The organism is Duganella rhizosphaerae, from assembly GCF_040364205.1.
Lineage (GTDB): Bacteria > Pseudomonadota > Gammaproteobacteria > Burkholderiales > Burkholderiaceae_D > Rugamonas > Rugamonas rhizosphaerae.
In genome coordinates, this window is record NZ_BPWK01000015.1 from 86,156 (window position 1) to 110,320 (window position 24,165).

The 24,165-nt window shown below is 63.6% G+C and carries 24 protein-coding genes; 14 read left to right on the forward strand and 10 right to left on the reverse strand.

Annotated features, from left to right (window positions below; all coding sequences use genetic code 11):
• Window positions 1-95: 95 nt before the first annotated feature.
• Window positions 96-1,265 carry a glycerophosphodiester phosphodiesterase gene (locus RUGAMON1_RS25900; protein WP_445233229.1) on the reverse strand — a complete coding sequence of 390 codons (1,170 nt, stop codon included), beginning with the start codon at window positions 1,263-1,265 and terminating at the stop codon, window positions 96-98.
• Window positions 1,265-3,664 (reverse strand): TonB-dependent receptor, encoded by a 2,400-nt coding sequence (locus tag RUGAMON1_RS25905; RefSeq protein WP_445233230.1) that lies wholly within the window; start codon window positions 3,662-3,664, stop codon window positions 1,265-1,267. Before RUGAMON1_RS25905 ends, RUGAMON1_RS25900 begins: the two co-directional genes overlap by 1 nt.
• 119 nt (window positions 3,665-3,783) lie before the next feature.
• Here RUGAMON1_RS25905 and RUGAMON1_RS25910 point away from each other — a divergent pair, with 119 nt between their 5' ends.
• Both RUGAMON1_RS25910 and RUGAMON1_RS25915 read left to right on the forward strand, forming a co-directional pair.
• Window positions 3,784-4,107: a hypothetical protein gene (locus RUGAMON1_RS25910; RefSeq protein WP_445233231.1), complete on the forward strand. Its 324-nt coding sequence runs from the start codon at window positions 3,784-3,786 to the stop codon at window positions 4,105-4,107.
• Between the two features lies 1 nt (window position 4,108).
• Window positions 4,109-4,420, forward strand: a complete 312-nt coding sequence (locus RUGAMON1_RS25915; protein WP_445233232.1) for a hypothetical protein — start codon at window positions 4,109-4,111, stop codon at window positions 4,418-4,420.
• A 77-nt stretch (window positions 4,421-4,497) separates the two neighbouring features.
• On the opposite strand, the gene hslO is transcribed toward RUGAMON1_RS25915, so the two are convergent.
• A complete protein-coding gene (gene hslO / locus RUGAMON1_RS25920) occupies window positions 4,498-5,463 on the reverse strand; it encodes an Hsp33 family molecular chaperone HslO (protein ID WP_445233233.1) in 966 nt (321 codons plus the stop codon).
• Window positions 5,464-5,466: 3 nt separating this feature from the next.
• On the reverse strand, window positions 5,467-5,991 hold the full coding sequence (locus RUGAMON1_RS25925; protein ID WP_445233234.1) for a gamma carbonic anhydrase family protein: 525 nt from the start codon (window positions 5,989-5,991) through the stop codon (window positions 5,467-5,469).
• Between the two features lie 165 nt (window positions 5,992-6,156).
• On the opposite strand from RUGAMON1_RS25925, the gene RUGAMON1_RS25930 reads away from it, so the two are divergent.
• The 10 genes from RUGAMON1_RS25930 (at window position 6,157) to bamC (ending at window position 15,655) form a co-directional block, all read left to right on the forward strand.
• Window positions 6,157-7,041 (forward strand): alpha/beta fold hydrolase, encoded by an 885-nt coding sequence (locus RUGAMON1_RS25930; RefSeq protein WP_445233235.1) that lies wholly within the window; start codon window positions 6,157-6,159, stop codon window positions 7,039-7,041.
• Window positions 7,042-7,303: 262 nt separating this feature from the next.
• The gene (locus RUGAMON1_RS25935) at window positions 7,304-8,344 is read left to right on the forward strand and encodes a threonine ammonia-lyase (RefSeq protein ID WP_445233236.1); all 1,041 of its coding nucleotides are present in this window, start codon (window positions 7,304-7,306) and stop codon (window positions 8,342-8,344) included.
• A gap of 29 nt (window positions 8,345-8,373) precedes the next feature.
• The gene (locus tag RUGAMON1_RS25940) at window positions 8,374-9,207 is read left to right on the forward strand and encodes a 3',5'-nucleoside bisphosphate phosphatase (RefSeq protein ID WP_445233237.1); all 834 of its coding nucleotides are present in this window, start codon (window positions 8,374-8,376) and stop codon (window positions 9,205-9,207) included.
• Between the two features lie 129 nt (window positions 9,208-9,336).
• Window positions 9,337-10,221, forward strand: a complete 885-nt coding sequence (gene htpX / locus RUGAMON1_RS25945; RefSeq protein WP_445233238.1) for a protease HtpX — start codon at window positions 9,337-9,339, stop codon at window positions 10,219-10,221.
• A gap of 43 nt (window positions 10,222-10,264) precedes the next feature.
• Complete coding sequence (locus tag RUGAMON1_RS25950) at window positions 10,265-10,888, forward strand: L-threonylcarbamoyladenylate synthase (RefSeq protein WP_445233239.1); 624 nt, start codon at window positions 10,265-10,267, stop codon at window positions 10,886-10,888.
• Between the two features lie 107 nt (window positions 10,889-10,995).
• Window positions 10,996-11,673, forward strand: coding sequence for a site-2 protease family protein (locus RUGAMON1_RS25955; RefSeq protein ID WP_445233240.1), 678 nt, complete (start codon window positions 10,996-10,998; stop codon window positions 11,671-11,673).
• Between the two features lie 8 nt (window positions 11,674-11,681).
• Window positions 11,682-12,884, forward strand: a complete 1,203-nt coding sequence (locus tag RUGAMON1_RS25960) for a tryptophan--tRNA ligase (RefSeq protein ID WP_445233241.1) — start codon at window positions 11,682-11,684, stop codon at window positions 12,882-12,884.
• Entirely contained in the window at window positions 12,881-13,441 is a 561-nt protein-coding gene (locus RUGAMON1_RS25965) for a class I SAM-dependent methyltransferase (protein WP_445233242.1), read from the forward strand. The genes RUGAMON1_RS25960 and RUGAMON1_RS25965 overlap by 4 nt, the downstream gene beginning before the upstream one ends.
• Before the next feature lie 84 nt (window positions 13,442-13,525).
• Complete coding sequence (gene dapA / locus RUGAMON1_RS25970; RefSeq protein ID WP_445233243.1) at window positions 13,526-14,401, forward strand: 4-hydroxy-tetrahydrodipicolinate synthase; 876 nt, start codon at window positions 13,526-13,528, stop codon at window positions 14,399-14,401.
• Between the two features lie 138 nt (window positions 14,402-14,539).
• Window positions 14,540-15,655, forward strand: a complete 1,116-nt coding sequence (gene bamC, locus RUGAMON1_RS25975; RefSeq protein WP_445233244.1) for an NlpB/DapX family lipoprotein — start codon at window positions 14,540-14,542, stop codon at window positions 15,653-15,655.
• A gap of 192 nt (window positions 15,656-15,847) precedes the next feature.
• On the opposite strand, the gene RUGAMON1_RS25980 is transcribed toward bamC, so the two are convergent.
• The 3 genes from RUGAMON1_RS25980 to RUGAMON1_RS25990 all read right to left on the reverse strand — a co-directional run bounded on the left by RUGAMON1_RS25980 (window position 15,848) and on the right by RUGAMON1_RS25990 (window position 18,002).
• Window positions 15,848-16,090 carry a hypothetical protein gene (locus RUGAMON1_RS25980; protein WP_116990225.1) on the reverse strand — a complete coding sequence of 81 codons (243 nt, stop codon included), beginning with the start codon at window positions 16,088-16,090 and terminating at the stop codon, window positions 15,848-15,850.
• A 296-nt stretch (window positions 16,091-16,386) separates the two neighbouring features.
• Window positions 16,387-16,863 (reverse strand): DUF7931 domain-containing protein, encoded by a 477-nt coding sequence (locus RUGAMON1_RS25985; protein ID WP_445233245.1) that lies wholly within the window; start codon window positions 16,861-16,863, stop codon window positions 16,387-16,389.
• A gap of 17 nt (window positions 16,864-16,880) precedes the next feature.
• Window positions 16,881-18,002: a JmjC domain-containing protein gene (locus tag RUGAMON1_RS25990; RefSeq protein WP_445233246.1), complete on the reverse strand. Its 1,122-nt coding sequence runs from the start codon at window positions 18,000-18,002 to the stop codon at window positions 16,881-16,883.
• Window positions 18,003-18,105: 103 nt separating this feature from the next.
• Between RUGAMON1_RS25990 and RUGAMON1_RS25995 the strand changes: the two genes are divergently transcribed.
• Complete coding sequence (locus RUGAMON1_RS25995; RefSeq protein WP_445233247.1) at window positions 18,106-18,648, forward strand: FKBP-type peptidyl-prolyl cis-trans isomerase; 543 nt, start codon at window positions 18,106-18,108, stop codon at window positions 18,646-18,648.
• An 85-nt stretch (window positions 18,649-18,733) separates the two neighbouring features.
• Here RUGAMON1_RS25995 and RUGAMON1_RS26000 read toward each other — a convergent pair whose 3' ends face one another.
• Window positions 18,734-19,687 (reverse strand): hypothetical protein, encoded by a 954-nt coding sequence (locus RUGAMON1_RS26000; RefSeq protein WP_445233248.1) that lies wholly within the window; start codon window positions 19,685-19,687, stop codon window positions 18,734-18,736.
• Window positions 19,684-22,380: a DNA mismatch repair protein MutS gene (gene mutS / locus RUGAMON1_RS26005; protein ID WP_445233249.1), complete on the reverse strand. Its 2,697-nt coding sequence runs from the start codon at window positions 22,378-22,380 to the stop codon at window positions 19,684-19,686. Before mutS ends, RUGAMON1_RS26000 begins: the two co-directional genes overlap by 4 nt.
• A 298-nt stretch (window positions 22,381-22,678) precedes the next feature.
• On the opposite strand from mutS, the gene RUGAMON1_RS26010 reads away from it, so the two are divergent.
• Window positions 22,679-23,158 (forward strand): hypothetical protein, encoded by a 480-nt coding sequence (locus tag RUGAMON1_RS26010; protein ID WP_445233250.1) that lies wholly within the window; start codon window positions 22,679-22,681, stop codon window positions 23,156-23,158.
• Window positions 23,159-23,181: 23 nt separating this feature from the next.
• Here RUGAMON1_RS26010 and RUGAMON1_RS26015 read toward each other — a convergent pair whose 3' ends face one another.
• Window positions 23,182-23,949, reverse strand: coding sequence for a CPBP family intramembrane glutamic endopeptidase (locus tag RUGAMON1_RS26015; protein ID WP_445233251.1), 768 nt, complete (start codon window positions 23,947-23,949; stop codon window positions 23,182-23,184).
• Between the last annotated feature and the right edge of the window lie 216 nt (window positions 23,950-24,165).

Genomic DNA, 24,165 nt, shown 5'->3' on the forward strand with positions numbered 1-24,165 from the left:
GCGTAGCTGACGTAGACCGCGCCGGTGGGGCTGGTCTTGCGCTGGGTGAGCGGGCTGCGCGAGGCGTCGCGCAGCAGGTGGTTAGCGCCCCAGTTTCAGGCGAGGGCGGCGCGGCCCAGCGCCGGATCGTCGGTGAAGAAACCATCCAGGCCGGTAGCGATGTAGCGCTTGATTTCGGCGATCGAGCCGGCCTCGTTGCGCGCGGCGTCGCCGGCGTTGTTGCGGAAGTCCGCCGCCAGAAAATGGTTTTCCGGACGGAAGGTCCAAGGCTCCACCCGCAAGCCCGCCTTGTGCGCGTCGTCCACCAGCGAGCTAGGCTGGTCCAGGCTGCCATCCATCTTCAGCGGGATCAGCGAGCGCGTCGGCGGCGCCACCACGTCGGCGTACTGCGCGATGTCGCGCAGGCCGGCCGGCGTGCACATCTGCGCGAAGGTCAGCGTGCCGCCGGCCTTGGCCACGTCCATCGGCCGCACGTTCTCGCCGATCACCAACTGCATCAGGCGCAGATTGGCGCGCTGGCCCAGTTTGCCGCGCAGGTATTTCAGGTTGGCCACTTCGAACGACTGGATCTCGACCGGATTGCGGCGCGTGTAGTCGTGCGCCGCCAGGATGGACAGGAAACGGTCCTCCAGCGGCAGGCCGACGCTGGCGAAGTAGGTCGAATGCTTCAGCTCCGGCACCAGGCCGATGATGCGGCCGCGCGCCGCCGCTTCCGCCGCAGTGAAGTCGATGATCTCTTCAAACGTCAGCACCTGGAACATGCCGTTGTACTGCGCGCTGCCCTGGCGGTACTGCGGCAGGCGTTCCACCGCGCGCAGCGTCTTCAGTTCGGCCAGCGTGAAGTCGTCGACGAACCAGCCTTCGTGCGTTTCGCCGTCGATGGTCTTGCGCGTCTTGCGGCTGGCAAATTCGGGATGGCTGGCGACGTCGGTGGTTTCGCTGAGGAAGGCTTCATGGCGCGCGACCAGCACGCCATCCTTGGTGCTGCACAGGTCAGGCTCGATGTAGTCGGCGCCGTCGGCGATCGCCTTGGCGTACGAACCCAGCGTGTGCTCGGGACGCAGCGCGCTGGCGCCGCGGTGGCCGAACACCAGCGGCGTCTTGGCGCCGGCGCCGACCGGGCCGACGCCCGGCATGCCCGACAGGTCCGGCGTGGCGGCCGCCAGCACCGAGCCCGGCAGGATCAGCGCAGCGCCGGCGGTCACCGCCGCCGCTTGAATGAAGCCGCGCCGCGACAGGCGCTTGGGCAAATAAAGATTGTTCATCAGAAGTCAGCCATCAAAGTCAGGAAGCCCTGACGTGGTGCGATCGGGAAGGTATTGTAAGTCCCGCTGGCCGCGCCGACCACTACGTTCAGGCTGCCTTCGCGATTGGCCAAGTTGCTGACGTTCAAACGATAGCGCGCATTCTTCACCCAGCTGTTGTTCAGGAACGGCAGCTTGCCCGATACGCCCAGGCTCATCAGGAAGTAGCTCGGCACGTCCAGGTCGTTGGTGTAGGTGGCGTAGCGCTTGCCGACGTAGTCGCCGATCAGCTGGAACTCGGTGTCGGCCACGGTCGCGGTGGCGACGAATTTGTTCATCCACTCCGGGCTGCCCGGCACGGCCTTGCCGGCGGTTTGCACGATGTCCTTGCCATTGCTGTAGTTGTCCGAGTAGGTCGAACGGTTGAACGACAGCGCATCGTAGAACGAGAACATGCGGCCGAAGTGCAGCGTGCCGGAGACGTCGATGCCGTCGGTCTTGACGCTGCCGACGTTGGCCAGCACCGGATTGCCGCCGATGATGGAGGTGATCACCGGCGTCGGGCTGATGGTCAGCAGGCGGTCCTTGAAGTCGACGTGGTACAGGTTGACCTGGCCGTCGATGGCCTGCAGCGGGCCGAGGTCCAGCTGGTGGCTGGTGCGCATGCCCAGCTCGTAGGTGATCGAGGTCTCAGGCCTGGCGCTGCTCTTGAACAGGTCGAACGCGGCTTGGCTGGCCAGGCTCCACGGCGAAGCGCCGCCGCCGCCGTAGGTGACGAACTGGCGCATGTTCTTCTGCACGTTGACGAACATCTGGTCCTGCGGCGTGATGTCCCAGCGCGCGCCGACCTGCGGCAGCAACCATTTCTTGGTGATGATCTCGCCCACCGGCAGGGCCAGCGAACCGTTGGCGATCGCGCCCTTGGCCGGCTGCACCGGGAACTGGCCGTCGGCAAATTGCAGGCTGGACTTGAAGCCCGCCTGCAGCGCCAGGTCGTCGCGCATACGCCATTCGTCCTGCACGTGGAACTGGACCACCTTGTTGTCGATCTCGCTGCCGTACTGCGTGATCAGCGGATTGCTCGGGCGGTCGTACGGCGAGCTCGGGTTGTTCACGTCCAGTGCGTACCAGCGGCGGTAGGCCGACGAGCGGTTATGTTCCAGCCACAGGCCGCCTTGCAGCTTGTGGTTGCCGAACTCGCTGGTCAGGGTCGACAGCCAGCCGTTGCGGTTGATCGCGTATTCGGTGGTGCGGGTGGCGTAGCCGGAGTTGCCGAACACCTGCTTCAGGTTCTGGCCGGGGAAGTAGACCGCGAACAGGCCAGGCAGGCCGGCCACGCCGATCGGCCCGGCCACCACGCCGACGCCGTCGTCGTTGTGGTAGTAGACCTGGTTGGACCAGGTGGTCGATGCGCCGAGGTTCATGTCGTACTTGGCGTAGGTCAGGTAGTCCTTGCGCTGGGCGTCGCTGTAGTAGTTGCGGTAGTTGTTGCCCTCGGCCGCAGGCGTGGCGCCGGTCGGCGACAGGTAGGCCAGCGCGGTCTGGAAGTTCGGGTACATGAACGGACGGGTGTAGGGCTGGTACTTCTCGGCGGCCGAGCGCACGGTGGCGTCTTCGTTCGGCTCGATCTTGTCCGAATAGTTGAAGTACAGCGTCAGCTTGCCGGCGTTGCCCTGGTTGATGTACTTGGCGTTGATTTGGTCGCCGCCCTGGCGGCCGTTGAAGTCCCAGGCCTTCTGCTCGTGGTGGACGGCCGAGATGTAGGCGCTGTTGCCGTTGCCGAAGTCGCCGGTGTCGTAGCGCAGGAAGGTGCGCGAGGTGCTGTAGCTGCCGACGGTCTGCTGCACGGCCAGGTTGCGGCTGCGCTGCGGGTCGCTGGAGTAGGTCTCGATCGTGCCGCCCAGGTTGCTGGTCGAGGCGGTCGACAGGTCGCCGGCGCCGGACGACAGGATCACGCTGCCGACGTTCTCGCTGATGACGGCGCGCTGCGGCGACAGGCCGTTGTAGTTGCCGTACTGCTGGTCGCCCAGCGGCACGCCGTCCATGGTGTAGCCCAGTTGCGGGCCGCTGAAGCCGTGCACGAACAGCGACAGGTTCTGCTCGTTGTTGCCCCATGGGTCGGCGGTCTGGAAGCTCACGCCTGGCAAGGTTTCCAGGGCCTTCAAAGGATTAATCCCTGGCAGGATTTTCTGCATATCGCCCTTGGTCAGCGCGACCGAGGAGCGGGTCTTGCGGGTGGCGATTTCAATCGTGGCGACCGGTGCGGCGGCGGCCGCTTCGGCTTCCGTAGCGTGGCCTTGCGCGGCGGCCGCGGGCGCATCGGCGGCCATGTCGGCCACGGCGGCGGCGACGTTGGCGGCCATCGCCAGCATGGGGAAGCTCAGCGCGGCGAAGCACACTGCGGATAATTTCTTGTTCATGTTCTGCCTTGGATACCAGTTGGAGGAAATGGAAACTTTGCGCATGATAGGTAGCAAGTGTTACCGGGTGATGACGCCGGTGCGATACACTGCAGGCTGGAAATAACGAGAGGATCGCGATGCGCAAACTTTTGATGCTGGCGCTGCTGGGGGGGCTAGCCCAGCTGGCCGGCTGCTACACGGTGAACCAGGCGGGGCTGGGCAACTTCGTCACGCAGACGATACAGCCGGGCATGCCGCTGGACCAGGCGCTGGTGCGCATGCGCGCCGAAGGATTCAACTGCAATACCAGTACCGCCGGCACGGTGACGATCTGCACCCGCGACCAGCCGCGCCTGCTACGCGGCTCCTGCCTGGAGCGGGTCGACCTGATGCGCAGCGCCACGTCCACGCAGACGCTGGGCACGATCGACGTGATGGAAATCCGTTGCACCAAGTTCTGAGATGCGTACTGGCGATGCATTGAAAGTGGGACGTGTCGTGGGCGATATCGCCTTGTCGTTTGTTGTTCCGATGTGGATTTGGCTCGCCTATCTGGAGCATGGGGCAAGGCATGAATCGAAAGCCGCACTCTACGGCGAAATAGCCGTTGGCACAGCGGCGCTTATTTCGGCGTTCGGACTCTATCGGCTCACCAGCAGCTGGCCTTTGTTGGGGCGTATCGTATTTGGCGCGGTCAGCTTGCTGTTTTTGTTCGGGGTGTTTGGACTGCTTGCCGCAGGTGCTCTACTGGCCGGTGCCACGACGATGCCTTAACTTATCGCGGAAGCTTAAAAATAAAAAAACCGCGCCGGACGTGAACGTCGGGCGCGGCTTTTCTTGAGTGATACGGTTTAGTGCTTCACTTCGCCGGCAGGTATCAGCGCTTCGACCGGCGCGTCGGTGGCGAACAGCTGGGCGCAGTCGACCTTGTCGTAGTCGTAGTGCTGGCCGCAGAAATCGCAGTTGACGCCGACATGGCCCAGTTCTTCCAGCACGCTGTCGACTTCTGGACGGCCCAGCATCTTCAGCATGTTGCCCACCTTCTCGCGGGTGCAGGTGCAGTGGAAGGACGGATGCAGCGGATCGAACACGCGGATCGTCTCTTCCCAGAACAGGCGCTCCATCAGCACGTCGATGGTGGTCGACAGTATCTCTTCCTGCTTCAAGGTCGAGCCCAGGATCACCGCGCGGTTCCAGGTCTCCAGCGCTTCGTCTTCGGTCAGCGGCGTGGTCTCGACGGCGGTCGTGCCGCCGTGGTAAGGCAGCTTTTGCAGCAGCAGGCCGCGCGAGACGTTGTCGTCCGCCGCCAGCCACAGCTTGGTGTCCAGCTGTTCCGAACGCAGCATGTAGTTTTCAATGACGGTGCTGACGTCGTCGCCGTCCAGCGGCACGATGCCCTGGTACGGTTGCTGCCCAGGCATCTTGTCGGCGGGGTCAAGCGTGATCACGAAGCGGCCCTTGCCGCTCGCATTCAGCAGCGACGGCAAGGTGGCGTCGTCGGCGATCACGGCGTCGGAAGCGAGCTTGGCGGTGGCGCGCAGATGCAGGTCGGCGTCGCACTCGACCACCAGCAGGTTCACCGGACCGTCGCCGTGGATCTGCATGATGATGGTGCCGTTGAACTTCAGGTTGGCCGACAGCAGCGCGGCGGCGGCCACCATTTCGCCCAGCAGTTTCTTGACCGGGGCAGGGTAGGCGTGGCGCGACAGCACCTCGCGCCAGGTGGCGGAAATGTCGATGAATTCGCCACGCACCGAGGCGTTGTCGAAGATGAATTTTTGCAGGGTGTCCTGGCCGATGATGGGGGTGATGCTCATGTTTTATCCAATCTTTTTGAGTTGCGTCTTGAACAGTTGGCCGCGTTTGACGTAGCTGTCGGCGCTGGCGAGCAGGCGCGCGGCGTCTGCGTCGGTCAGCGTGCGCACGGCCTTGGCCGGCGAGCCGATGATCAGCGAGTTGTCCGGGAATTCCTTGCCTTCGGTGACCAGCGCACCGGCTCCGACCAGGCAGCCCTTGCCGATCTTGGCGCCGTTGAGGATCACGGCCTGGATGCCGATCAGGGCGCCGTCGCCGATGGTGCAGCCGTGCAGCATGGCCTGGTGGCCGATGGTGACGTTCTTGCCCACCGTGAGCGGGTAGCCCATGTCGGTGTGCATGACCGTGCCTTCCTGTACATTGCTGTTTTCGCCGATGGTGATGCGTTCATTATCGCCGCGCAGCGTCGCACCGAACCATACCGACGTGTTGGCGTGCAGGCTGACTTTGCCGATCACTGTGGCAGTGTCGGCAACAAATGACGATGCATCGATCTCGGGCGCATGTTCGCCCAGTTGATATATAGACATTGGAAACCTTACTTAGTTGAGCTGAAGTGCTGAATTCAGCGCTGATGAGCGGTGGGATGGTGCTATTTTACGCTTGAGCGGCTATCGAACGGTCGTGCTATTATTTTACTTCATCGCCAGCAAGCAACTGATATTGCGCCGGCTTACGCATTTTCAAGGACCATCATGACCTTCACTCCGTCCCGTTCCGAATTCCTGACCATCCGCGGCCTGCGCTGCCACGTGCGCCACTGGGGCCGGGACGGCGCTCCCAAGATCTTCATGCTGCACGGCTGGATGGACGTGGGCGCCTCGTTCCAGTTCGTGGTCGACGCCCTGCAGGGCGACTGGCACGTGATCGCGCCGGACTGGCGCGGGTTTGGCCTGTCGCAGCGCTGCGGCACCGATACCTACTGGTTCCCGGACTACCTGGGCGACCTGGACGCCATCCTGCTCCACTATTCGCCGGACGAAGCGGTCAACCTGCTGGGCCACAGCATGGGCGGCAATGTGGTCGGCATCTACGCCGGCGCGCGGCCGGAGCGCATTCGCAAACTGATCAACCTGGAGGGCGGCGGCCTGCGTTCCAGCAAGCCGGAGCAGGCGCCGGGCCGCTACGCCAAGTGGATGGATGCGCTGCTGGAGCGGCCGGAAATGCGCAACTATCCGTCGCAGGCCGCCGTCGCCGCGCGCCTGCAAAAGACCAATCCCCGCCTCAGCGACGAGCGCGCCGCCTTCCTGGCGCAGCACTGGTCGGCGCAGAACGATGCGGGCGAATGGGAAATCCTCGGCGATCCGGCGCACAAGCAGCCGGGGCCGCTGCCGTACCACGTCGAGGACATCATGGCCTGCTGGAGCGCCATCACCGCGCCGACGCTGTGGGTGGAGGCCGAGCAGACCAATATGTGGACCTGGATGGGCGGCGAGCAGGAAGGGCGCGCCGAACTGGAGCGTCGCCTCGGGCATTTGCGCGACGTTGAGTGCAAAGTGCTGGCCGATGCTGGCCACATGCTGCATCACGACCAGCCGGAGGAGCTGGCGCACCTGATCCAAGCCTTCCTGGCGCGCTAGCAATATTCGGCAGGAACTACTTGCCAAGGCTTTGCTTATTTGGCATGATTAAACCCATGACCTCTTATCCGACCATCTTGCCAACCCGCCGCCACGTCGCTTCCGACGCTGGTGCTGCCGCGTTTGCCGGTCGGAGCCTGTCCGCAGTCTCCATTATTCGAATTATTCAGGGTCGCTGAGCTGCGGCTGCGCCGGTGCTCGGCGCCCCCAGCCCCTCACGCGGCTGAGCCGCATTCCCTCGAATATTCTATGGAGCAGCACCATGACCCAACTCTATCCCTCGCTGGCCGAGATCCGCGCCACCGCCCATCGCCTGCAAGGCAAGATCCTTGAAACGCCCGTGTGGCGCTGGCAGACCGGCGTCGTCGAACAACAGTTTGCCGGCGGCGAAGTCTGGCTCAAGCTGGAACTGTTTCAAAAGACCGGCACCTTCAAGCTGCGCGGCGCCCTCAACTGCATCGCCGCGCTGGATGACGCGGCGCGGCGGCGCGGCATCGTCGCCGTCAGCGCCGGCAACCACGCGATCGCCGCCGCCTACGCCGCCAGGCTGGCGGCATGCAGCGCCAAGGTGGTGATGCCGCAGCACGCCAGCCCGGCCCGCATCGCAGCATGCCGCGATTTGGGCGCAGAAGTGCTGCTGATGCCCGACGTACACCAGGCTTTCGCGCGCGGACGCGAGATCGAGCGCGACGAGGCGCGCACCATGCTGCATCCCTACGAGGGGCCGCTGACGGCGCAAGGCACCGGCACGGTCGGCCTGGAACTGATGGCGCAGGTGCCGCATCTGGACGCGGTGGTGGTGCCGGTGGGCGGCGGCGGCCTGTGCGCCGGCATCGCCGCCGCCGTCAAGCAGATCAATCCGGCCTGCGCGGTGTACGGTGTGGAACCATTCGGCGCCGACGCGCTGTACCGCAGCTTCGCCTCCGGCCAGCCGGAAGCGCTGGAACGGGTCGACACCGTGGCCGACAGCCTGGGCGCGCCGTATGCGATGGCCTACAGCTTCGGCGTGTGCCGGCGCTTCGTCGACGAGGTGGTGCGGGTGACCGACGACGAGATCTGCCTGGCGATGCTGCATCTGTTCCGCGACGCCAAGCTGGTGGCGGAACCGGCCGCTGCGGTGGCGACGGCCGCCCTGTTCGGACCGCTGCGCGAGCGACTGTCGGGCAAGCGCGTGGCGCTGCTGGTGTGCGGTTCCAACATCGATCCGGTGCGCTTTGCCGAGCTGTTGGCGCGCGGCGCGCGGGTCCGCAGCGCCGACCTTGATGTGGCGATGGATGGCTTTTGCGCAGGCAGCGTACAATGATCACTTCATTGCCGTAACCATAGAGCCATATGTTGAAAGTCGATCTGCATTGCCATTCCAACGTTTCCGACGGCGTCCTCGCGCCGGCCGCCGTGGCGCAGCACGCGCGCAAGGCGGGGGTGGACGTGTGGGCGCTGACCGACCATGACGAAGTGGGCGGCATTCCGGCCGCCCGCGCCGCGGCGCAGGAGCAGGGCATGCGCTTCGTGACCGGGGTCGAGATTTCGATCACCTGGGCCAACGAAACCGTGCACATCGTCGGCCTGCAGATCGATGAAAACAATGCCGGGCTGGTCAACGGCCTGGCCCGCACCCGCTCCGGCCGCGACAACCGCGGCCGCGAGATCGCCAACCAGCTGGCCAAGGTCGGCATCATGGGCGCCTATGAGGGCGCGCTGAAATATGTCGGCAATCCGGACCTGATGTCGCGCACCCACTTTGCCCGCTATCTGGTGGAAATCGGCGCCTGCGCCAATATTCCCGACGTGTTCAAGAAGTTCCTGTCCGAAGGCAAGCCTGGCTATGTGCCGCATTGCTGGGCCAGCCTGGCCGATTCGGTCAACTGGATACGCGGCGCCGGCGGCATCGCCGTGATCGCCCATCCTGGCCGCTACAAGTTCAGCCAGCTGGCCCAGGGCCAGTTGTTCGACGAGTTCAAGCAACTGGGCGGCACGGCGATCGAGGTGGTCACCGGCAGCCACACGCCGGAGCAGTATGGCGTCTACGCGCAGCTGGCCAACAGCTACGGCTTCCTGGCTTCGCGCGGCACCGATTTCCATGCGCCGGGCGAATCCCGCGTCGATTTCGCCTTGCTGCCGCCGCTGCCTGCCAACGTAACTCCCGTCTGGCACGACTGGTTCTAGGAAGTTACTTCTGAGCGGTAAATTACCGTGTCGATTACCGGCGCGATGTAATACCTTGTATCTTGAATTTGCGTTCGCTCGGTCCTACCTTACTATTTGGGCAAATTTTGTCCGTATCGGAGACCTCCAATGAAACGCATCATCCTGTTTATCGCCACCAACCTCGCCGTGATGCTGGTGCTGTCCATCGTCCTGTCGTTGCTGGGCATCGGCCGTCCGGGATCGGGCAGCACGCTGCAACTGGGCAGCCTGCTGGCGTTTTCGCTGGTGGTCGGCTTTACCGGCGCGATCTTCTCGCTGCTGATCAGCAAACCGATGGCCAAGTGGTCGACCGGCGCCCGCGTGATCGCCACGCCGTCTTCGTCGACCGAGCTGTGGCTGGTCAACACCGTCAAGGCGCTGTCCGAGCGCGCCGGCATCGGCATGCCGGAGGTGGCGGTCTATGAAGGCGAAGCGAACGCCTTCGCCACCGGCGCGTTCAAGAATTCGGCGCTGGTGGCCGTCTCCACCGGCCTGCTGGAGAACATGAATCGCGACGAAGTGGAAGCCGTGCTGGGCCACGAAGTCGCCCACATCGCCAACGGCGACATGGTGACCATGACCCTGATCCAAGGCGTGGTGAACACCTTCGTCGTGTTCCTGGCGCGCGTGGTCGGCTTCTTCGTCGACAACATGCTGCTGAAAAATAACGACAGCGAACGTCGCGGTCCCGGCATCGGTTACATGGTGACGGTGTTTGTCTGTGAAATCATCTTCGGCCTGGCCGCCTCGCTGATCGTGGCCTGGTTCTCGCGCCAGCGCGAATTCCGCGCAGACGCCGGTTCCGCCAAGCTGCTGGGCAGCAGCGTGCCGATGCAGCACGCGCTGGCGCGCCTGAACGGCATGGAGCCCGGCGCCTTGCCGCAATCGATCGCGGCGGCCGGTATCACGGCTGGTAGTGGCTGGACGGCATTGTTTTCGACCCATCCGCCGTTTGAGCAACGTATTGCCGCCTTGCGTAGCGTACAATCTTAACCGTTAATAACAGCGGCCGGCAGCATGCCCCGGCAGCGGCCATATGAGTCAATTTTTCCAGGTCCATCCCGTCAATCCGCAGCCGCGGCTGATCAAGCAGGCGGCGCAGATTGTGCACGACGGCGGCATCGTCGCCGTGCCGACGGATTCCTGTTACGCGCTGGTCTGCCATCTGGATGACAAAGCCGCGGTCGAACGCCTGCGGCGCATCCGCGGCATCGACGAGAAACACCACCTGACCTTGCTGTGCCGCGACCTGAGCGAGATCGGCGTCTACGCGCGGGTCGACAACCGCCAGTTCCGCCTGCTGAAGGCGGCCACCCCGGGGCCGTTCACCTTCATCCTGGAAGCGACCAAGTGCGTGCCGCGCCGGCTCAGCCATCCGTCGCGCAAGACCATCGGCCTGCGGGTGCCGGAAGACGCCATCGTCCACGCGCTGCTGGAGGAGTTGCAACAGCCGCTGCTGGGCACGACCCTGATCATGCCGGGCGAGGAAGACGCGCTGAACGATGCCGACACCATCTGCGAGCGGCTCGGCAAGCAGATCGAGCTGGTCATCGACGGCGGCGCCTGCAGCCTGGAGCCGACCACGGTGATCGACCTCAGCGGGCCGGGCGCCGAGCTGGTGCGCCAGGGCAGGGGCGATGCGGCCATGTTTGGGCTGTAAGCCCGGCCTAAGCCTGGGCTGTCATTGTCAGGTTTTCAATCGGGCACGTGCGCCGGCCCTCGACGGCGCAGCAAGAACACTCCGCAGCCTCTGGTAAAATTCCCCACATGAACGAAACCGACAGTATTATCCAGACCATCGCGGTCTACCTGATCCCTGTTCTTTTTGCAATTTCCCTGCATGAAGCCGCACACGGATATGTCGCCCGCTATTTCGGCGACCCCACCGCCGCCAACGAAGGCCGGCTGAGCCTCAATCCGCTGCGCCACATCGACCCGTTCGGCACGGTGATCCTGCCGCTGATCCTCAGCCTGCTGCACTTGCCCGCGCTCGGCTATGCCAAGCCGGTGCCGGTCGATTACGGCCGCCTGCGCAATCCGAAAAAGCAGATGGCGCTGGTGGCGGCGGCCGGTCCGGCGGCCAACTTCGCCATGGGCCTGGCATGGATGGCGTTGTGGGTGGTGCTGAGCTACGCGTTGAGCGTGCCGCAGGACGACTTCTTCATCGAGATGAGCAAGGCCGGCATCGGCGTCAATTCGGCCATGTGCATCTTCAATCTGATTCCCTTGCCGCCGCTCGATGGCGGCCGCATCGTCACCGGCATTTTGCCGTTGCCGCTGGCCCGCAAATACGCGCAGATCGAGCGTTATGGCATGTATGTGTTCATCGGCCTGATCCTGATGATGCAATTTGGTATGCTGACCGGTTTCTTGATCGGTGGCATGCACATTTTGCAGAGCATTTTCCACGTGCTGTTGTACCCCCTTATTTTCCTTCTTAGCTGAGCCTGACTATGTATCCCGATCGTGTTGTATCCGGCATGCGCCCCACCGGCGCCATGCACCTGGGCCACTACCACGGCGCCTTGAAGAACTGGATCAAGATGCAGTCCGAACTGCCGTGCCTGTTCTTCGTGGCCGACTGGCACGCGCTGACCACGCATTACGACGACCCGTCCGTGATCGAGCGCAGTACCTGGGAAATGCTGGTCGACTGGCTGGCGGCCGGCGTCGATCCGTCGCAGGCCACGCTGTTCATCCAGTCGCGCGTGCCGGAGCACGCCGAGCTGCACCTGTTGCTGTCGATGGCCACGCCGCTGGGCTGGCTGGAGCGCGTGCCGACCTACAAGGACCAGATCGAGAACCTGTCCAACAAGGACCTGGCCACCTACGGCTTCCTCGGCTACCCGCTGCTGCAGGCGGCCGACGTGCTGATCTACCGCGCCAGCCAGGTGCCGGTGGGCGACGACCAGGTGCCGCATATCGAGATGATGCGCGAAATTGCGCGGCGTTTTAATCACTTGTACGGCAAGGAAAAAGGCTTCGAAGAAAAGGCGCAGGACGCCGTCAAGAAGCTGGGCAGCAAACGCGCCAAGCTCTACAACGAACTGCGCACCGAATACCAGCAGGACGGCAAGGACGAGGCGCTGGAGCAGGCCAAGGCCATGCTGGACGACGCCCAGAGCCTGTCGATGGGCGACCGCGAGCGCCTGTTCGGCTATCTGGAAGGCAGCCGCAAGCTGATCCTGGTCGAGCCGCAAGCCCGCCTGACGGCCGCCTCGCGCCTGCCGGGGCTGGACGGCCGCAAGATGTCCAAGAGCTACGGCAACTCGATCGCGCTGCGCGAGGACAAGGCTTCGGTCGAAAAGAAAATCCGCACCATGCCGACCGACCCGGCGCGCGTACGCCGCACCGACGCCGGCGACCCGGCCCGTTGCCCGGTCTGGCAGTTCCACGAGGTGTATTCCAACAACGAAACCCAGGAATGGGTGGTAAAAGGATGTAAATCCGCCGGCATCGGCTGCATCGAATGCAAGCAGCCGGTGATCGACGCCATCGTCAAGGAACAGGAACCGATGCACGAGCGCGCCCAGCAGTATCTGGACGACCCGTCGCTGGTGCGCGCCATCGTCGCCGACGGCAATGACGCCGCCCGCAAGCTGGCGCTGGAAACCATGCGCGATGTGCGCGAAGCGATGGGACTGGCTTACACATGAGCGACGTTTTGATCGACCCCGTTTCCCCTTGGGTGCGGCGTTACGCGCCGCTGATACCCGGCGGCGAAGTGCTGGATCTGGCATGCGGCAGCGGCCGCCATGCGCGCCACCTGGCTTCGCTCGGCCATGCCGTCGTGGCAGTGGATCGCGACGCCGAGGCGCTGGCCGCCGCGGCCGGACCGGAAATCATCACCAGCGCCATCGACCTGGAAGAGGCTGGCGCCGCCTGGCCCTTCGGTCCTGATCGATTTGCCGGCATCGTGGTCACAAACTACCTGCATCGGCCGCTAATCGCGGACATGCTGGCCAGCCTGGCGCCGAATGGCGTATTGATCTACGAAACCTTCGCGGACGGCAATGCGCAGTTCGGCAAACCGTCGAATCCCGCCTTTTTGCTGCAAGCCGGCGAACTGCTGGAATGGGCAGCCACCCACGGTTTGCGGGTGGTGGCCTTCGAGGACGGCGTCATCGATACGCCAAAAGCTGCTATGGTGCAACGTCTATGCGCCGTGAAGCCTGATTTCCCCCGCGTGGCGGCACTTTTACCGCCATTTTGACGGCCGATTTGTCGCCCTGAATGCACCATATGAGCGGCCTATCGTCTACAATCGTTGTTTTAATACTTTATGCAGTGGTTACCTATGATTAAGGGCAGCATAGTAGCAATCGTCACCCCGATGAACGCAGACGGCAGTCTGGACTTCGAGGGTCTGAATCAGCTGATCGACTGGCACATCGCCGAAGGTACGGACAGCATCGTCATCGCCGGCACCACCGGCGAATCGGCCACCGTGAGCGTGGATGAGCACTGCGCGCTGATCAAGGCGACCGTCGCCCACGCCAAGGGCCGCATCCCGATCATCGCCGGCGCCGGCGCCAACTCGACCGCCGAGGCGATCAAGCTGACCCGCTACGCCAAGGAAGCCGGTGCGGACGCCACGCTGCAAGTGGTTCCTTACTACAACCGTCCTACCCAGGAAGGCATGTACCAGCACTTCAAGGCCATCGCTGAAGCGGTGGACCTGCCGGTGATCCTGTACAACGTGCCGGGCCGTACCGTTGCCGACATGAGCAACGAGACCATCCTGCGCCTGGCGCAAATCCCGAACATCGTCGGCGTGAAAGACGCGACCGGCAACATCGGCCGCGGCTACGACCTGCTGCGCCTGGCGCCGAAATCGTTCGCCGTGTATTCCGGCGACGATCCGACCGCGATGGCCCTGATGCTGGCCGGCGGCGCCGGCAACATCTCCGTCACCGCCAACGTCGCCCCGCGCGACATGGCCGACATGTGCGAAGCTGCCATCGCCGGCAACATCGCCAAGGCCGTGGAACTGAACAACAAGATGTTCCCGCTGCACCAGAAACTGTTCATCGAGCCGAATCCTGTGCCGGTCAAATGGGCGCTGGCGGAAATGGGCAAAATGCCAGCCGGCATCCGTCTGCCGCTGGTGCCGCTGGCGGCCGAATGCCACGAAGCGGTACGCGCGGCCCTGCGAGAAGCCGGCGTACTGTAAAAACCTTAGCAACAAGCCCCGACTTCGGTTCGGATCATCCCTGATTTGCTGCTTTTCAGCTTCTTAAACAGTAACGACATGACTATTCGCAAGACAGCTTCTATTTCCTCGCAGCGCGCCGTCGTAGTAGGCGCATTGATGGCCAGTTTGACCGGTTGCGGCATGATCAGCTCCGTAGTCGGTAATGATAAGGTGGACTACAAGTCCGCCAAGAAGGCCAGCACGCTGGACGTGCCGCCGGATCTGACGCAATTGCAGAAAGATAACCGCTACTCGCTGCCGGATTCGAACAACGGTGTCGCCACCGCTTCCGGCTACAACGCTTCCAAGGGTATCGCCACCGGTCCCGCCGCCATCATGCCGGGCACGCCTGCCGCCGGTACCGTGGTGCCGACCAGCATCAACGACATCAAGGTCGAGCGCGACGGCAACCAGCGCTGGCTGGTGATCAAGCAAACGCCTGAGCAACTGTGGCCGCAGCTGAAGCAGTTCTGGGAAGATTCGGGTTTCGTGCTGGGCAAGGAAAACGCCACCGCCGGTACCATGGAAACCGAATGGAATGAAAACCGCGCCAAGATCCCGCAAGATTTCATCCGCAACACCATCGGCAAGGTCTTCGACTCGGTCTATTCGAGCGGCGAGCGCGACAAGTTCCGCACCCGCATCGAGCGCCGCGCCGACGGCGCCAGCGAGATCTACATCAGCCACCGCGGCGCCCAGGAAGTCGTGACCGGCGCCCAGAAGGAATCGACGATCTGGACTCCGCGTCCTAACGATCCGGGCCTGGAAGCGGAATTCCTGGCGCGTCTGATGACCAAGCTGGGCAACGGTTCGGAAGTGGCGCAAGCCAAGACCGCCGTCGATACCGCGATTGTGCAGCCGCAGCATGCGTCGCTGGTGGGCGCAGGCGCCGACCGCGCCGTGCAGGTGGACGAGGGCTTCGACCGCGCCTGGCGCCGTGTCGGCCTGGCGCTGGACCGCGCCGGCTTCACCGTCGAAGACCGCGACCGCACCCAGGGTACTTACTTCGTGCGCTATGTCGACGATACCACCGAAACCAAGGGCTTCTTCGGCAAGCTGTTCAGCTGGGGTTCGTCGTCGGAAGCCGATAAGGAAGCGCAGCGCTATCGCATTTCGGTGAAAGCCGGCGCGGGTAATAGCAGCACCGTTACCGTGCTGAGCAATGCCGGGAAAGCGGAAGCCACGCCAGTCGCCGATAAGATCCTGACGCTGCTGCACGAGCAATTGAAATAAAGCCTTTTAATAGGCGAAAAAAAACCGCCAGCCTGAACGCGCTCAAGATCGCGTTCGGTGCTGGCGGCTTTTTTTATTGGGGGTCAGTTCCGGTATCGTGCCAAGCGTGGCACGATGCCGGAACTGACCCCCAATAAAAGCTTGAGACGAAAAAAAACCGGCCCGAAAGCCGGCTTTTTTTTCGCAAGCTGATTACTTCGAAGCAGCAGGAGCAGCAGCAGCCGAAGCGGCTGGAGCAGCAGCAGCGTCCGAAGCAGCAGGAGCGGCAGCAGCAGGAGCAGCAGCGTCAGCAGCTGGTGCTGGTGCTGGAGCAGCAGCTGGAGCAGCAGCTTCTGGAGCAGCTACTGGAGCTGGAGCAGCAGGAGCTTCTTCTTTTTTCGAGCAAGCAGCCAGAGCAACAGCCAGCAGGGAAACGATCAGCAGGGATTTTTTCATGGGGTTTTCCTTAATTAATTCAAAATTAAACACAATTGTTGCGATTAATAATTACCGGTAATTATCGCTCATTAGGTCGTCTTCGAAGGCTTTCGTACCTGAAATGGTGCCTGCCAGACAACGGAAACTTCCTAACCGAATATTATAGCGATTTTTAGTGCGTCGCAATAGGACAAACAGCCGTAAGTACAACTATTTTGCGATATCGCAACATTTCGGTTTCGACTCTACTTTAGCAGAATCCGCACAGAATACCAGCGTTCGCATCGAACACCGGCATTTTACCTTGAACTGACTCATAATCCAGTTGAGTTTGCGAACAAACCGGGCGTAGATTCTAACCAAATAGTAATAAAGCGGTCGGTGCTGGTTTGGGTATCTTCCGGCCCGTCAAAAACTGCTTCGCCACGGAAATGATCTGCATGAAAACGCCGCACGATATCGCGATCGTCGGCGATGCAGAACGAGTCCGTCAGCTGGCGCAGCTGCTGGCTGCTGCGGCGCACCTCAACCAGGTGGCCGTAGTCCTTGATCAGGCGCAGGAAACGCGGCGCGTCGCGCTCGACGGCATGGCCGTCGTGCGCCACCAGCTGCAAATGCCCGCCGGCCCGCAGGAAATGGCGCAGCAGGGCGTCGGTGGCGCTGCCGCCCAGCTCCCAGATGGCGAAGTCCGGGTCGAACATGGTCAGCTTGTGCTCGGCGCGGGTGATGCAGCGGGACAGGTGCTGGAGAAACTCCGCCTTCGTAGTGAATGGAAAACTCTGCCGTTCCATGCCGCCTCCCCGTGTGGTTATCCCAATTCGATCCAGCCGTCCGTGTACCAGGTGTACAGGGCGTCCATGACGTCGTCCGACGCCTCGGCCAGCGCCGCGCCGTCCAGCGCGCGGGTGTTGGCCAGCAGCTCCAGCGTGACCTTGTCGGCGCGGCCGACGCCGAACGATTCGCCGTTGATGAACACGTTTTTGCCGCGGTACAGCATTTGCGTCTTGCGCGACAATACCAGGCCTTTTTTCGCCGCGGTTTCGGCGAACTTGCCGACCGTTAGCGGCTTGGCCGGGCCGGTGAAGAACACGTTGTGCTTGGGCTCGGACATGTACTCGCCCAGGAAGATGGTGATGTCTTCCTCGGTGAAGCGGACCTTGTTCATTTCCTCGGCGATCGCGCTCAGCATGTGGCGCGGGATTTCCGCCGGCTTGGAGGTCGCTTCCAGCTCCGGATCGGCGTAGCGGCCCGGCAGGTCGATCGAGTCGGCCATGAACTGCAGGAAGGCTTCGCCCAGCTCCTGGTAGGATGGCGAACGGAAGCCGATCGAATAGGTCTGGCAGTCGCCGATGGCGATGCCGTCGTGCGCGTAGTGCGGCGGCAGGTACAGCATGTCGCCCGGATTGAGCACGAACTCCTCGTTCGGCTTGAAATTGGCCAGGATCTTCAGCGGCAGGCCTTCGACCAACGTCAGGTCCTTCTGCGGGCCGATGCTCCAGCGGCGCTGGCCCTGCGCTTGCAGCAGGAACACGTCGTAGGAATCGAAGTGCGGACCGACGCCGCCGCCGTCGGTGGCGAAGCTGACCATCAGGTCGTCCAGGCGGGCATCGGGAAGGAAGCGGAACTGGCGCAGCAGCGCGTCGGCCTTGGCGTCGAACAGGTTGACGCCCTGGACCAGCATGGTCCATTCCTTCTGGTCCATCGGAGGCAGGCTTTCCAGCGGACCGTGCTGCATATTCCACTGGCCGTCGACATTGGTCACCAGGCGCGATTCCGCGTGGTTGGTCGAGGCCAGCTTGGTCAGCGCCTCCATGCTCAGCAAAGGCTTGAAGCCGGGGATGGCGTTACGGATCAGCAGGGGCTTCTTGTGCCAGTAGTCGCGCAGGAACTGCGCCGGCGTGATGTCGCCGAGGAGAGGTAATTTTTTCATGCGCTCATTATAACCATCGCCGCGCCGATTGTCGGGCTGGCGGCGGTTCGCCCGGCGATCCAAGGTATAATTCCGGGGCTTATATACAGAAAGGAATTACAAAATGAAGATTGCCAAGAACACGGTCGTGACTGTGAATTACAAGCTGTCCGATGCCCAGGACAATCTGATCGAAGACGGCCGTCAGCCTATGGTCTACCTGCATGGTGGCTACGAGAACACCTTGCCGAAAATTGAAGAAGAACTGGACGGCAAGGAAGTCGGTTATTCCTCCATCATCCAGATCGAGCCGGAAGATGCGTTCGGCGACTACGACGCCGCGCTGGTCAAGGTCGAGCCGCGCAGCCGCCTGCCGGAGCCGCTGGAAGTGGGCATGCAGTTCGAAGGCATGCCGGATGGCGACGATGGCGAAGAAGCGATGATCTTCACCGTCACCGAAATCGCTGACGACAAAGTGGTCCTGGACGGCAATCACCCTCTGGCCGGCATGGCGCTGCGCTTCGCGCTGAGCGTGGCCGAAGTGCGTGAAGCATCGGACGAAGAAATCGCCCACGGCCACGTGCACGGCGCCCACGGCCACCACCACGGTGACGAGGACGACGAAGGCGAAGAGGGCGATCACGTCGCCATCCACCCGATCCACTAAGTACCGCTGTCGTTCCCGCGAAAGCGGGAATCCATGCCGACTATGATCCGCCTCAGCATGGGTACCCGCCTGCGCGGGTACGACGTTACGGCGTCGTCTCGGCGCTGCCGCCCTTGAGCGTGAACAGGGCGGCGGTGCCGGGTGCGACGCGCACCTCAGCCCATTCCGCGGCCAGGCTCATATGCCCCACATTGCCGCGCCAGACGATGGACGGCTCGGTCCCGGCGCCGCCCTGGGTATCGACCAGCAGCACCTTCCCTTTGAATTTTTCCGCCATCGCCCGTATCTGCCGGCGCGGTTCGGCGAAGCCATCCTGTTTCGACTGAAAACTTGGCAGCAGCGAGAAGCCTTGCTCCGCCTGCACGCCAACGTCGCCGTCCGAGAACAGCACCAGCCCCTGCATCTTCTGCCGCTCCGCCAGCGTGAACAGCCGGTGCAGCCAGGCGCGGTTGGCCACCAGGCGGTCTTCGTACTCGCTGTTGCGGCCGGCCTCGGCGCGGAAGTGGTTGTTGTTGGCCGGCAGATTGATGGTGGCGAACAGCACCTTGCCGTATTCCCAGTGCGCGTTCTCGGCGTAGCTGCGGAACTTGGCGCTGGTCGACAAGCGCGTCAGCGGCAGGCGGCGTTCGCCCAGCGATTCGCCGTCGGCGTAGAACAGTTCGCGCAGGCGGTTCAGGCGCTCGATGGCGTTCGAGCGGCCGATCGAATTGACGCAGCCGCTCCAGTCGCTGCCGGCCAGCGAGACGATCATCGGCGGCGCCGCCTCGCTCAGCAGCGCGCGGCGCTGGGCATACAGCTTGTCGCTGCATGGCTCGGTGCTGGACTTGATGCCGGTGGCGACGATGAAGGCGGGCGCGGTCAGCGTGGCGTCGGCGATGGCGCGCCTGAGCACCGATTCATCCGGACCGCTCTTGAAGGAGTGGCCGATCACGCCGAACTGGAAGCCGCGCACGGCCGGCTGCACCGCTTGCGCGTGGCCGCCGGCCAGCGCGGCCAGGCCGGCCAGCGCTGCGGTCAGCAGGACGCGCCGCGGCGTCATGCCTGCGCCGTCTCCGTCAGGCGCTTGAGCTGATACAGGCGTTCCAGCGCTTCGCGCGGGGTCAGCGCATCGGGATCGAGATCGTCGAGCGCCTCCAGCAGTTCGCGCATCGCCGGGCTGGCGGCTGCGGGCGCGGCGTGACTGTTGAGCGGCGCCTCGAGCTCGTCGTCGTCGGCGTCGGTGGTCGGCGCGGCGAACAGGTCCAGCTGCGGCGTGGCGTCCAGCGCCTGCGCCTCCAGCCGCGCCAGGTGCTTGCGCGCGGCCTTGATCACCGGCTGCGGCACGCCGGCCAGCTGCGCCACCTGCAAGCCGTAGCTCTGCGAGGCCGGGCCGTCCTGCACCGCGTGCAGGAACACGATGCTGTCCTTGTGCTCGACCGCCGACAGGTGGACGTTGGCCGCCGTCGGATGGCTCTCCGGCAGCTGCGTCAGTTCGAAGTAGTGGGTGGCGAACAGCGAGAAGCTGCGGCTGGTGTCGATCAGATGGCGCGCGATCGCCCACGCCAGCGCCAGGCCGTCGAAGGTCGAGGTGCCGCGGCCCACTTCATCCATCAGCACCAGCGAGTGCTCGGTGGCGCCGTTGAGGATCGCCGCCGATTCGGTCATCTCCACCATGAAGGTCGAGCGGCCGCCGGCCAGGTCGTCGGTGGCGCCGATGCGGGTGAAGATGCGGTCGATCGGGCCGATGGTCGCGCTGGTTGCCGGCACGTAGCTGCCCACGTAGGCCAGCAGCGTGATCAGCGCCACCTGGCGCATGAAGGTCGATTTACCGCCCATGTTGGGGCCGGTGATCAGCAGCAGGCGGCGGTCTTCGACGAAGCGGCAATCGTTGGCGATGAAGCGTTCGATCTGGTTCTCCACCACCGGGTGGCGGCCTTCGGCGATATTGATGCACGGCGTGTCCACCAGCTGCGGAGCGCACCAGTTGTGGCGCAGCGCATGGTCGGTCAGCGAGGTCAGGGCGTCCAGCTGCGCCAGCGCCTTCGAGATCGTTTGCAGGCAGCCGATGAACGGCGCCAGGTCGCCCAGCAGCTGGTCGTACAGCATCTTCTCGCGCGCCAGCGCCTTGTCCTGCGCAGACAGGGCCTTGTCTTCGAAGGCCTTCAGCTCCGGCGTGATGTAGCGCTCGGCGTTCTTCAGCGTCTGGCGGCGGCGGTAGTCGTCCGGCACCTTGGTGGTCTGGCCGTGCGTGACTTCGATGTAGAAGCCGTGCACCTTGTTGTACTCCACGCGCAGGTTGGCGATGCCGGTGCGGGCGCGTTCGCGCGTCTCCAGGTCGACCAGGAACTGGCCGGCGTTTTCGGACAGCGCGCGCAGTTCGTCGAGCTCCGCGTCGAAGCCGCGCGCGAACACGCCGCCGTCGCGCACCATCGCCGCCGGCTCCAGCGCCACCGCGCGTTGCAGCAGGTCGAGGCAGGCTTCGGGCGTGGCCATGTCGGCGTGGATCGCGGCCAGCAGGCCGTCGGTATCGTTCAATGCGCGCTGCATCGCGTGGCGCAGCGCCGGCAGTTGCTGCACGCCGTCGCGCAGGCTGGCCAGGTCGCGCGGACGCGCCGACAGCAGCGCAATGCGGGTGGTGATGCGTTCGATGTCCGGCACCTGCGCCAGCGTGTGCGACAGCGTGCCGGTGGCGTCGGCCTGGCCCAGCGCGGCGATGGCTACATGGCGCGAGCGGGCGATGGCCTGGTCGCGGCGCGCGTGGTGCAGCCAGTGGCGCAGCAGGCGCGAACCCATCGCGGTGCGGCAGTGGTCCAGCAGCGAGAACAGGGTGGGGGCTTCTTGGCCGCGGATGGTCTCGGTCAGTTCCAGGTTGCGGCGGGTGGCCGCATCGAGGCCGATGAATTCGGTTTCGGTTTCGGTGGTCAGCGTGCGTACGTGTTGCAAGCCGCGTCCCTGCGTCGACTGGGCGTAGCGCAGCAGCGCGCCGGCCGCGCCGAACGCCGCGCCCAGGCCGTCGGCGCCGAAGCCGGTCAGCGTCGCCACGCTCAGTTGGTCGAGCAGCGCCTTGTGGCCGCCGACGACGTCGAAGTGCCAGTCCGGCACCCGATTGACGTGGCAGCTCAGGGTTTCCTCGAACAGGTCGGCGTTATCGCCGCGCAGCACCTCGGCCGGCGCGATGCGCTCCAGTTCCTGCTGCATGCGGGCGGTGACGGTGCGGCTGTCGCCGGAAAACTCCATCAGCTTCAACGCGCCGGAAGCCAGCGACAGCCACGCCAGGCCGGCCGTGGCCACCTTGCGCTGGCTGATGATGCACATCGCCAGCAGCGGACGTTCGGCCTTTTCCGGCAGCAGGTCGGCGTCGGTCAGCGTGCCCGGCGTGACCACCCGCAGCACCTTGCGTTCGACCGGGCCTTTGCTGGTGGCCGGGTCGCCGATCTGTTCGCAGATCGCGCAGGACTCGCCGATCTTGACCAGCTTGGCCAGGTAGCCTTCGAGCGAATGGAACGGCACGCCGCACATCTTGATCGGCTGGCCGCCCGAGCTGCCGCGCGCGGTCAGCGTGATGCCCAGAACGCGCGCCGCTTTTTCCGCATCCGAGTGGAACAGCTCATAGAAGTCGCCCATGCGGTAGAACACCAGCATGTCCGGGTATTCGGCCTTGATGCTCAGGTACTGCTGCATCATCGGCGTGACTTTTTCGGTGGGACTGTTCTTGACGGCGGCGGCGTTGATTTCGTTCGGGACGGTGGTCATTGGTTCTTTTTCGGCGATGCGTGAGTCTGGTTTTGCAGAGGCTCAACCAGCCCCCGCGCGTAACCCGTCATTCTACCGCTTTCGGCGCCGTGCTGACGAATTCGCGGAACTGTCTTGACTTAAGGATTGATGCCATGACCAGATGTGAGCGGGAGTGGGCGATCGCCCGCGAGCGATGTTCGGCGTGGTTCGCGTCGCCGGGCCGTCAAAGAGGACTGCGCGGCGCTACAATGGACCAATGCATGAAGGGCCAGGTGAGTGAAAGATGTGGCGGCAATCCCGTCGCGAGGAGGTCGAAATGAACTATGCGCTAGAAATTGATCGGGCAATCGACGATGAGCGGCTCGCGTCTGCTTTGACTCTCGCCGAACAATGGGTCGTTGTTGCGCCTGAAGATGCTGATGCCTGGAGTAAGTTGGCGCATGTCCATGAAATGAACGAAGATTTTGCGAATGCCAGCGGTGCCGTCGCTGTCGCCCTGAAAATTTCGCCTGAATACCCACCCTACTTGTTCAAGCAAGGCTATGTCGAGTATCGCTTGGGAAACTTCGCGGCGGCTGCAAACGTATTTGGACTATGCGTCGAGAGGTCAGAAACCATCCATGACGGCTATTACCTGGACGCCGCCCGGATAGCTCAGGCCAAATGTCTGGTTTTGGATGGTCGTGCGAGCCTCGCCGTGGACGTCATTGCCTCAGCTGCTACAGGCTCGGCAACATGGCTGGACAAACGACTTTCCAAAGAAGATGTCGTGAAGTCTATTCACAGAGTGCGGTGAGGCTTCAGGATTGGTCCAGGCCGCTACGACGCGGGGTGTTGGTGCAGCAGCGCCCGCTGGCTGCCGCGCAGCAGGAACACGCCATACAGGCACAGCGGCAGCACCGCCAGCACGGCCGCAAACGGCAGCACCGAACCCTCGCCAGTGTTGGCCGCCGTCAGCGCCGACGTCACCAATGCAAAATCCCACAGGCCGTGCACCACCACCATGGGCCATACCGAACGCGTGCGCAGGCGGATGGCGGCATAGCCCACGCCCTGCAGGAAGGCCGCCGCCGATTGCCAGAGCGCGCTGTTGAAGTCGCCGCTAGCCAAGCCATTGAGCGTGTGCACCACGCCGAACAGCAACGACGAGATCAGCACGGCCGGCCAGATCGCATGCCGGCTCAGCAGGCTTTGCAGCAGTATCGAACGGAACATCAACTCTTCCGACACCGCCACCAGCGCCGTATTGCAGCCGACGATCAGCAGCACATGCGACGGCGGCCAGCCGCCCGCCCACGCCACCAACAGCATCAGCAGCGAATAGAGCAGGGGCGGCCAGACCAGCCATAGCGATTTCCACGACTCCGGAGCGCGCAGGCCGGCGGCGCGGCGTTCGGTCGACGCCAGCGCCACCACCAGGGAAAACAAGACCGCCAGCACCCACGCCGGACCGATGCCGCCGGCCACCGAATCGAACAACGATTGCTGCCGGCCGCCGCCGAGCAGTCTGCCGACGCCCAAGGTCAGGCCCAGCCACACCGCCAGCGCGACCAGCGCCAACGGTAAAGTAATTTGTAGTCTTTTCATGTGGCAATAGTACATGAACGCACCTCAGCGGCGATCAAACGAAAGCCGTTTCAATCTCCCAGCTTCGCTTTCCCCAAGCTTGACTAACATACAAACCAAAACTGTGTATTAAAGACAACAGTGATTTTTTGTATTTGCACCTGAAACGCTCATGTTTCCAGTCCTGTACAAAAAAAATGTCCGCCAACTGTTGTGACGAAAAATTAATTAAGCAAT

Coding starts and splice junctions, on each gene's coding strand:
- RUGAMON1_RS25925 (WP_445233234.1), bottom strand. CDS start 5,991: ATGTCTATATATCAACTGGGCGAACATGCGCCCGAGATCGATGCATCG.
- RUGAMON1_RS25900 (WP_445233229.1), bottom strand. CDS start 1,265: ATGAACAATCTTTATTTGCCCAAGCGCCTGTCGCGGCGCGGCTTCATT.
- RUGAMON1_RS25915 (WP_445233232.1), top strand. CDS start 4,109: ATGCGTACTGGCGATGCATTGAAAGTGGGACGTGTCGTGGGCGATATC.
- RUGAMON1_RS25980 (WP_116990225.1), bottom strand. CDS start 16,090: ATGAAAAAATCCCTGCTGATCGTTTCCCTGCTGGCTGTTGCTCTGGCT.
- RUGAMON1_RS26000 (WP_445233248.1), bottom strand. CDS start 19,687: ATGACGCCGCGGCGCGTCCTGCTGACCGCAGCGCTGGCCGGCCTGGCC.
- RUGAMON1_RS25905 (WP_445233230.1), bottom strand. CDS start 3,664: ATGAACAAGAAATTATCCGCAGTGTGCTTCGCCGCGCTGAGCTTCCCC.
- RUGAMON1_RS25965 (WP_445233242.1), top strand. CDS start 12,881: ATGAGCGACGTTTTGATCGACCCCGTTTCCCCTTGGGTGCGGCGTTAC.
- RUGAMON1_RS25995 (WP_445233247.1), top strand. CDS start 18,106: ATGAAGATTGCCAAGAACACGGTCGTGACTGTGAATTACAAGCTGTCC.
- RUGAMON1_RS25960 (WP_445233241.1), top strand. CDS start 11,682: ATGTATCCCGATCGTGTTGTATCCGGCATGCGCCCCACCGGCGCCATG.
- RUGAMON1_RS25985 (WP_445233245.1), bottom strand. CDS start 16,863: ATGGAACGGCAGAGTTTTCCATTCACTACGAAGGCGGAGTTTCTCCAG.
- RUGAMON1_RS26015 (WP_445233251.1), bottom strand. CDS start 23,949: ATGAAAAGACTACAAATTACTTTACCGTTGGCGCTGGTCGCGCTGGCG.
- dapA (WP_445233243.1), top strand. CDS start 13,526: ATGATTAAGGGCAGCATAGTAGCAATCGTCACCCCGATGAACGCAGAC.
- RUGAMON1_RS25950 (WP_445233239.1), top strand. CDS start 10,265: ATGAGTCAATTTTTCCAGGTCCATCCCGTCAATCCGCAGCCGCGGCTG.
- bamC (WP_445233244.1), top strand. CDS start 14,540: ATGGCCAGTTTGACCGGTTGCGGCATGATCAGCTCCGTAGTCGGTAAT.
- RUGAMON1_RS25955 (WP_445233240.1), top strand. CDS start 10,996: ATGAACGAAACCGACAGTATTATCCAGACCATCGCGGTCTACCTGATC.
- RUGAMON1_RS26010 (WP_445233250.1), top strand. CDS start 22,679: ATGAACTATGCGCTAGAAATTGATCGGGCAATCGACGATGAGCGGCTC.
- RUGAMON1_RS25910 (WP_445233231.1), top strand. CDS start 3,784: ATGCGCAAACTTTTGATGCTGGCGCTGCTGGGGGGGCTAGCCCAGCTG.
- RUGAMON1_RS25930 (WP_445233235.1), top strand. CDS start 6,157: ATGACCTTCACTCCGTCCCGTTCCGAATTCCTGACCATCCGCGGCCTG.
- RUGAMON1_RS25935 (WP_445233236.1), top strand. CDS start 7,304: ATGACCCAACTCTATCCCTCGCTGGCCGAGATCCGCGCCACCGCCCAT.
- mutS (WP_445233249.1), bottom strand. CDS start 22,380: ATGACCACCGTCCCGAACGAAATCAACGCCGCCGCCGTCAAGAACAGT.
- RUGAMON1_RS25990 (WP_445233246.1), bottom strand. CDS start 18,002: ATGAAAAAATTACCTCTCCTCGGCGACATCACGCCGGCGCAGTTCCTG.
- RUGAMON1_RS25940 (WP_445233237.1), top strand. CDS start 8,374: ATGTTGAAAGTCGATCTGCATTGCCATTCCAACGTTTCCGACGGCGTC.
- htpX (WP_445233238.1), top strand. CDS start 9,337: ATGAAACGCATCATCCTGTTTATCGCCACCAACCTCGCCGTGATGCTG.
- hslO (WP_445233233.1), bottom strand. CDS start 5,463: ATGAGCATCACCCCCATCATCGGCCAGGACACCCTGCAAAAATTCATC.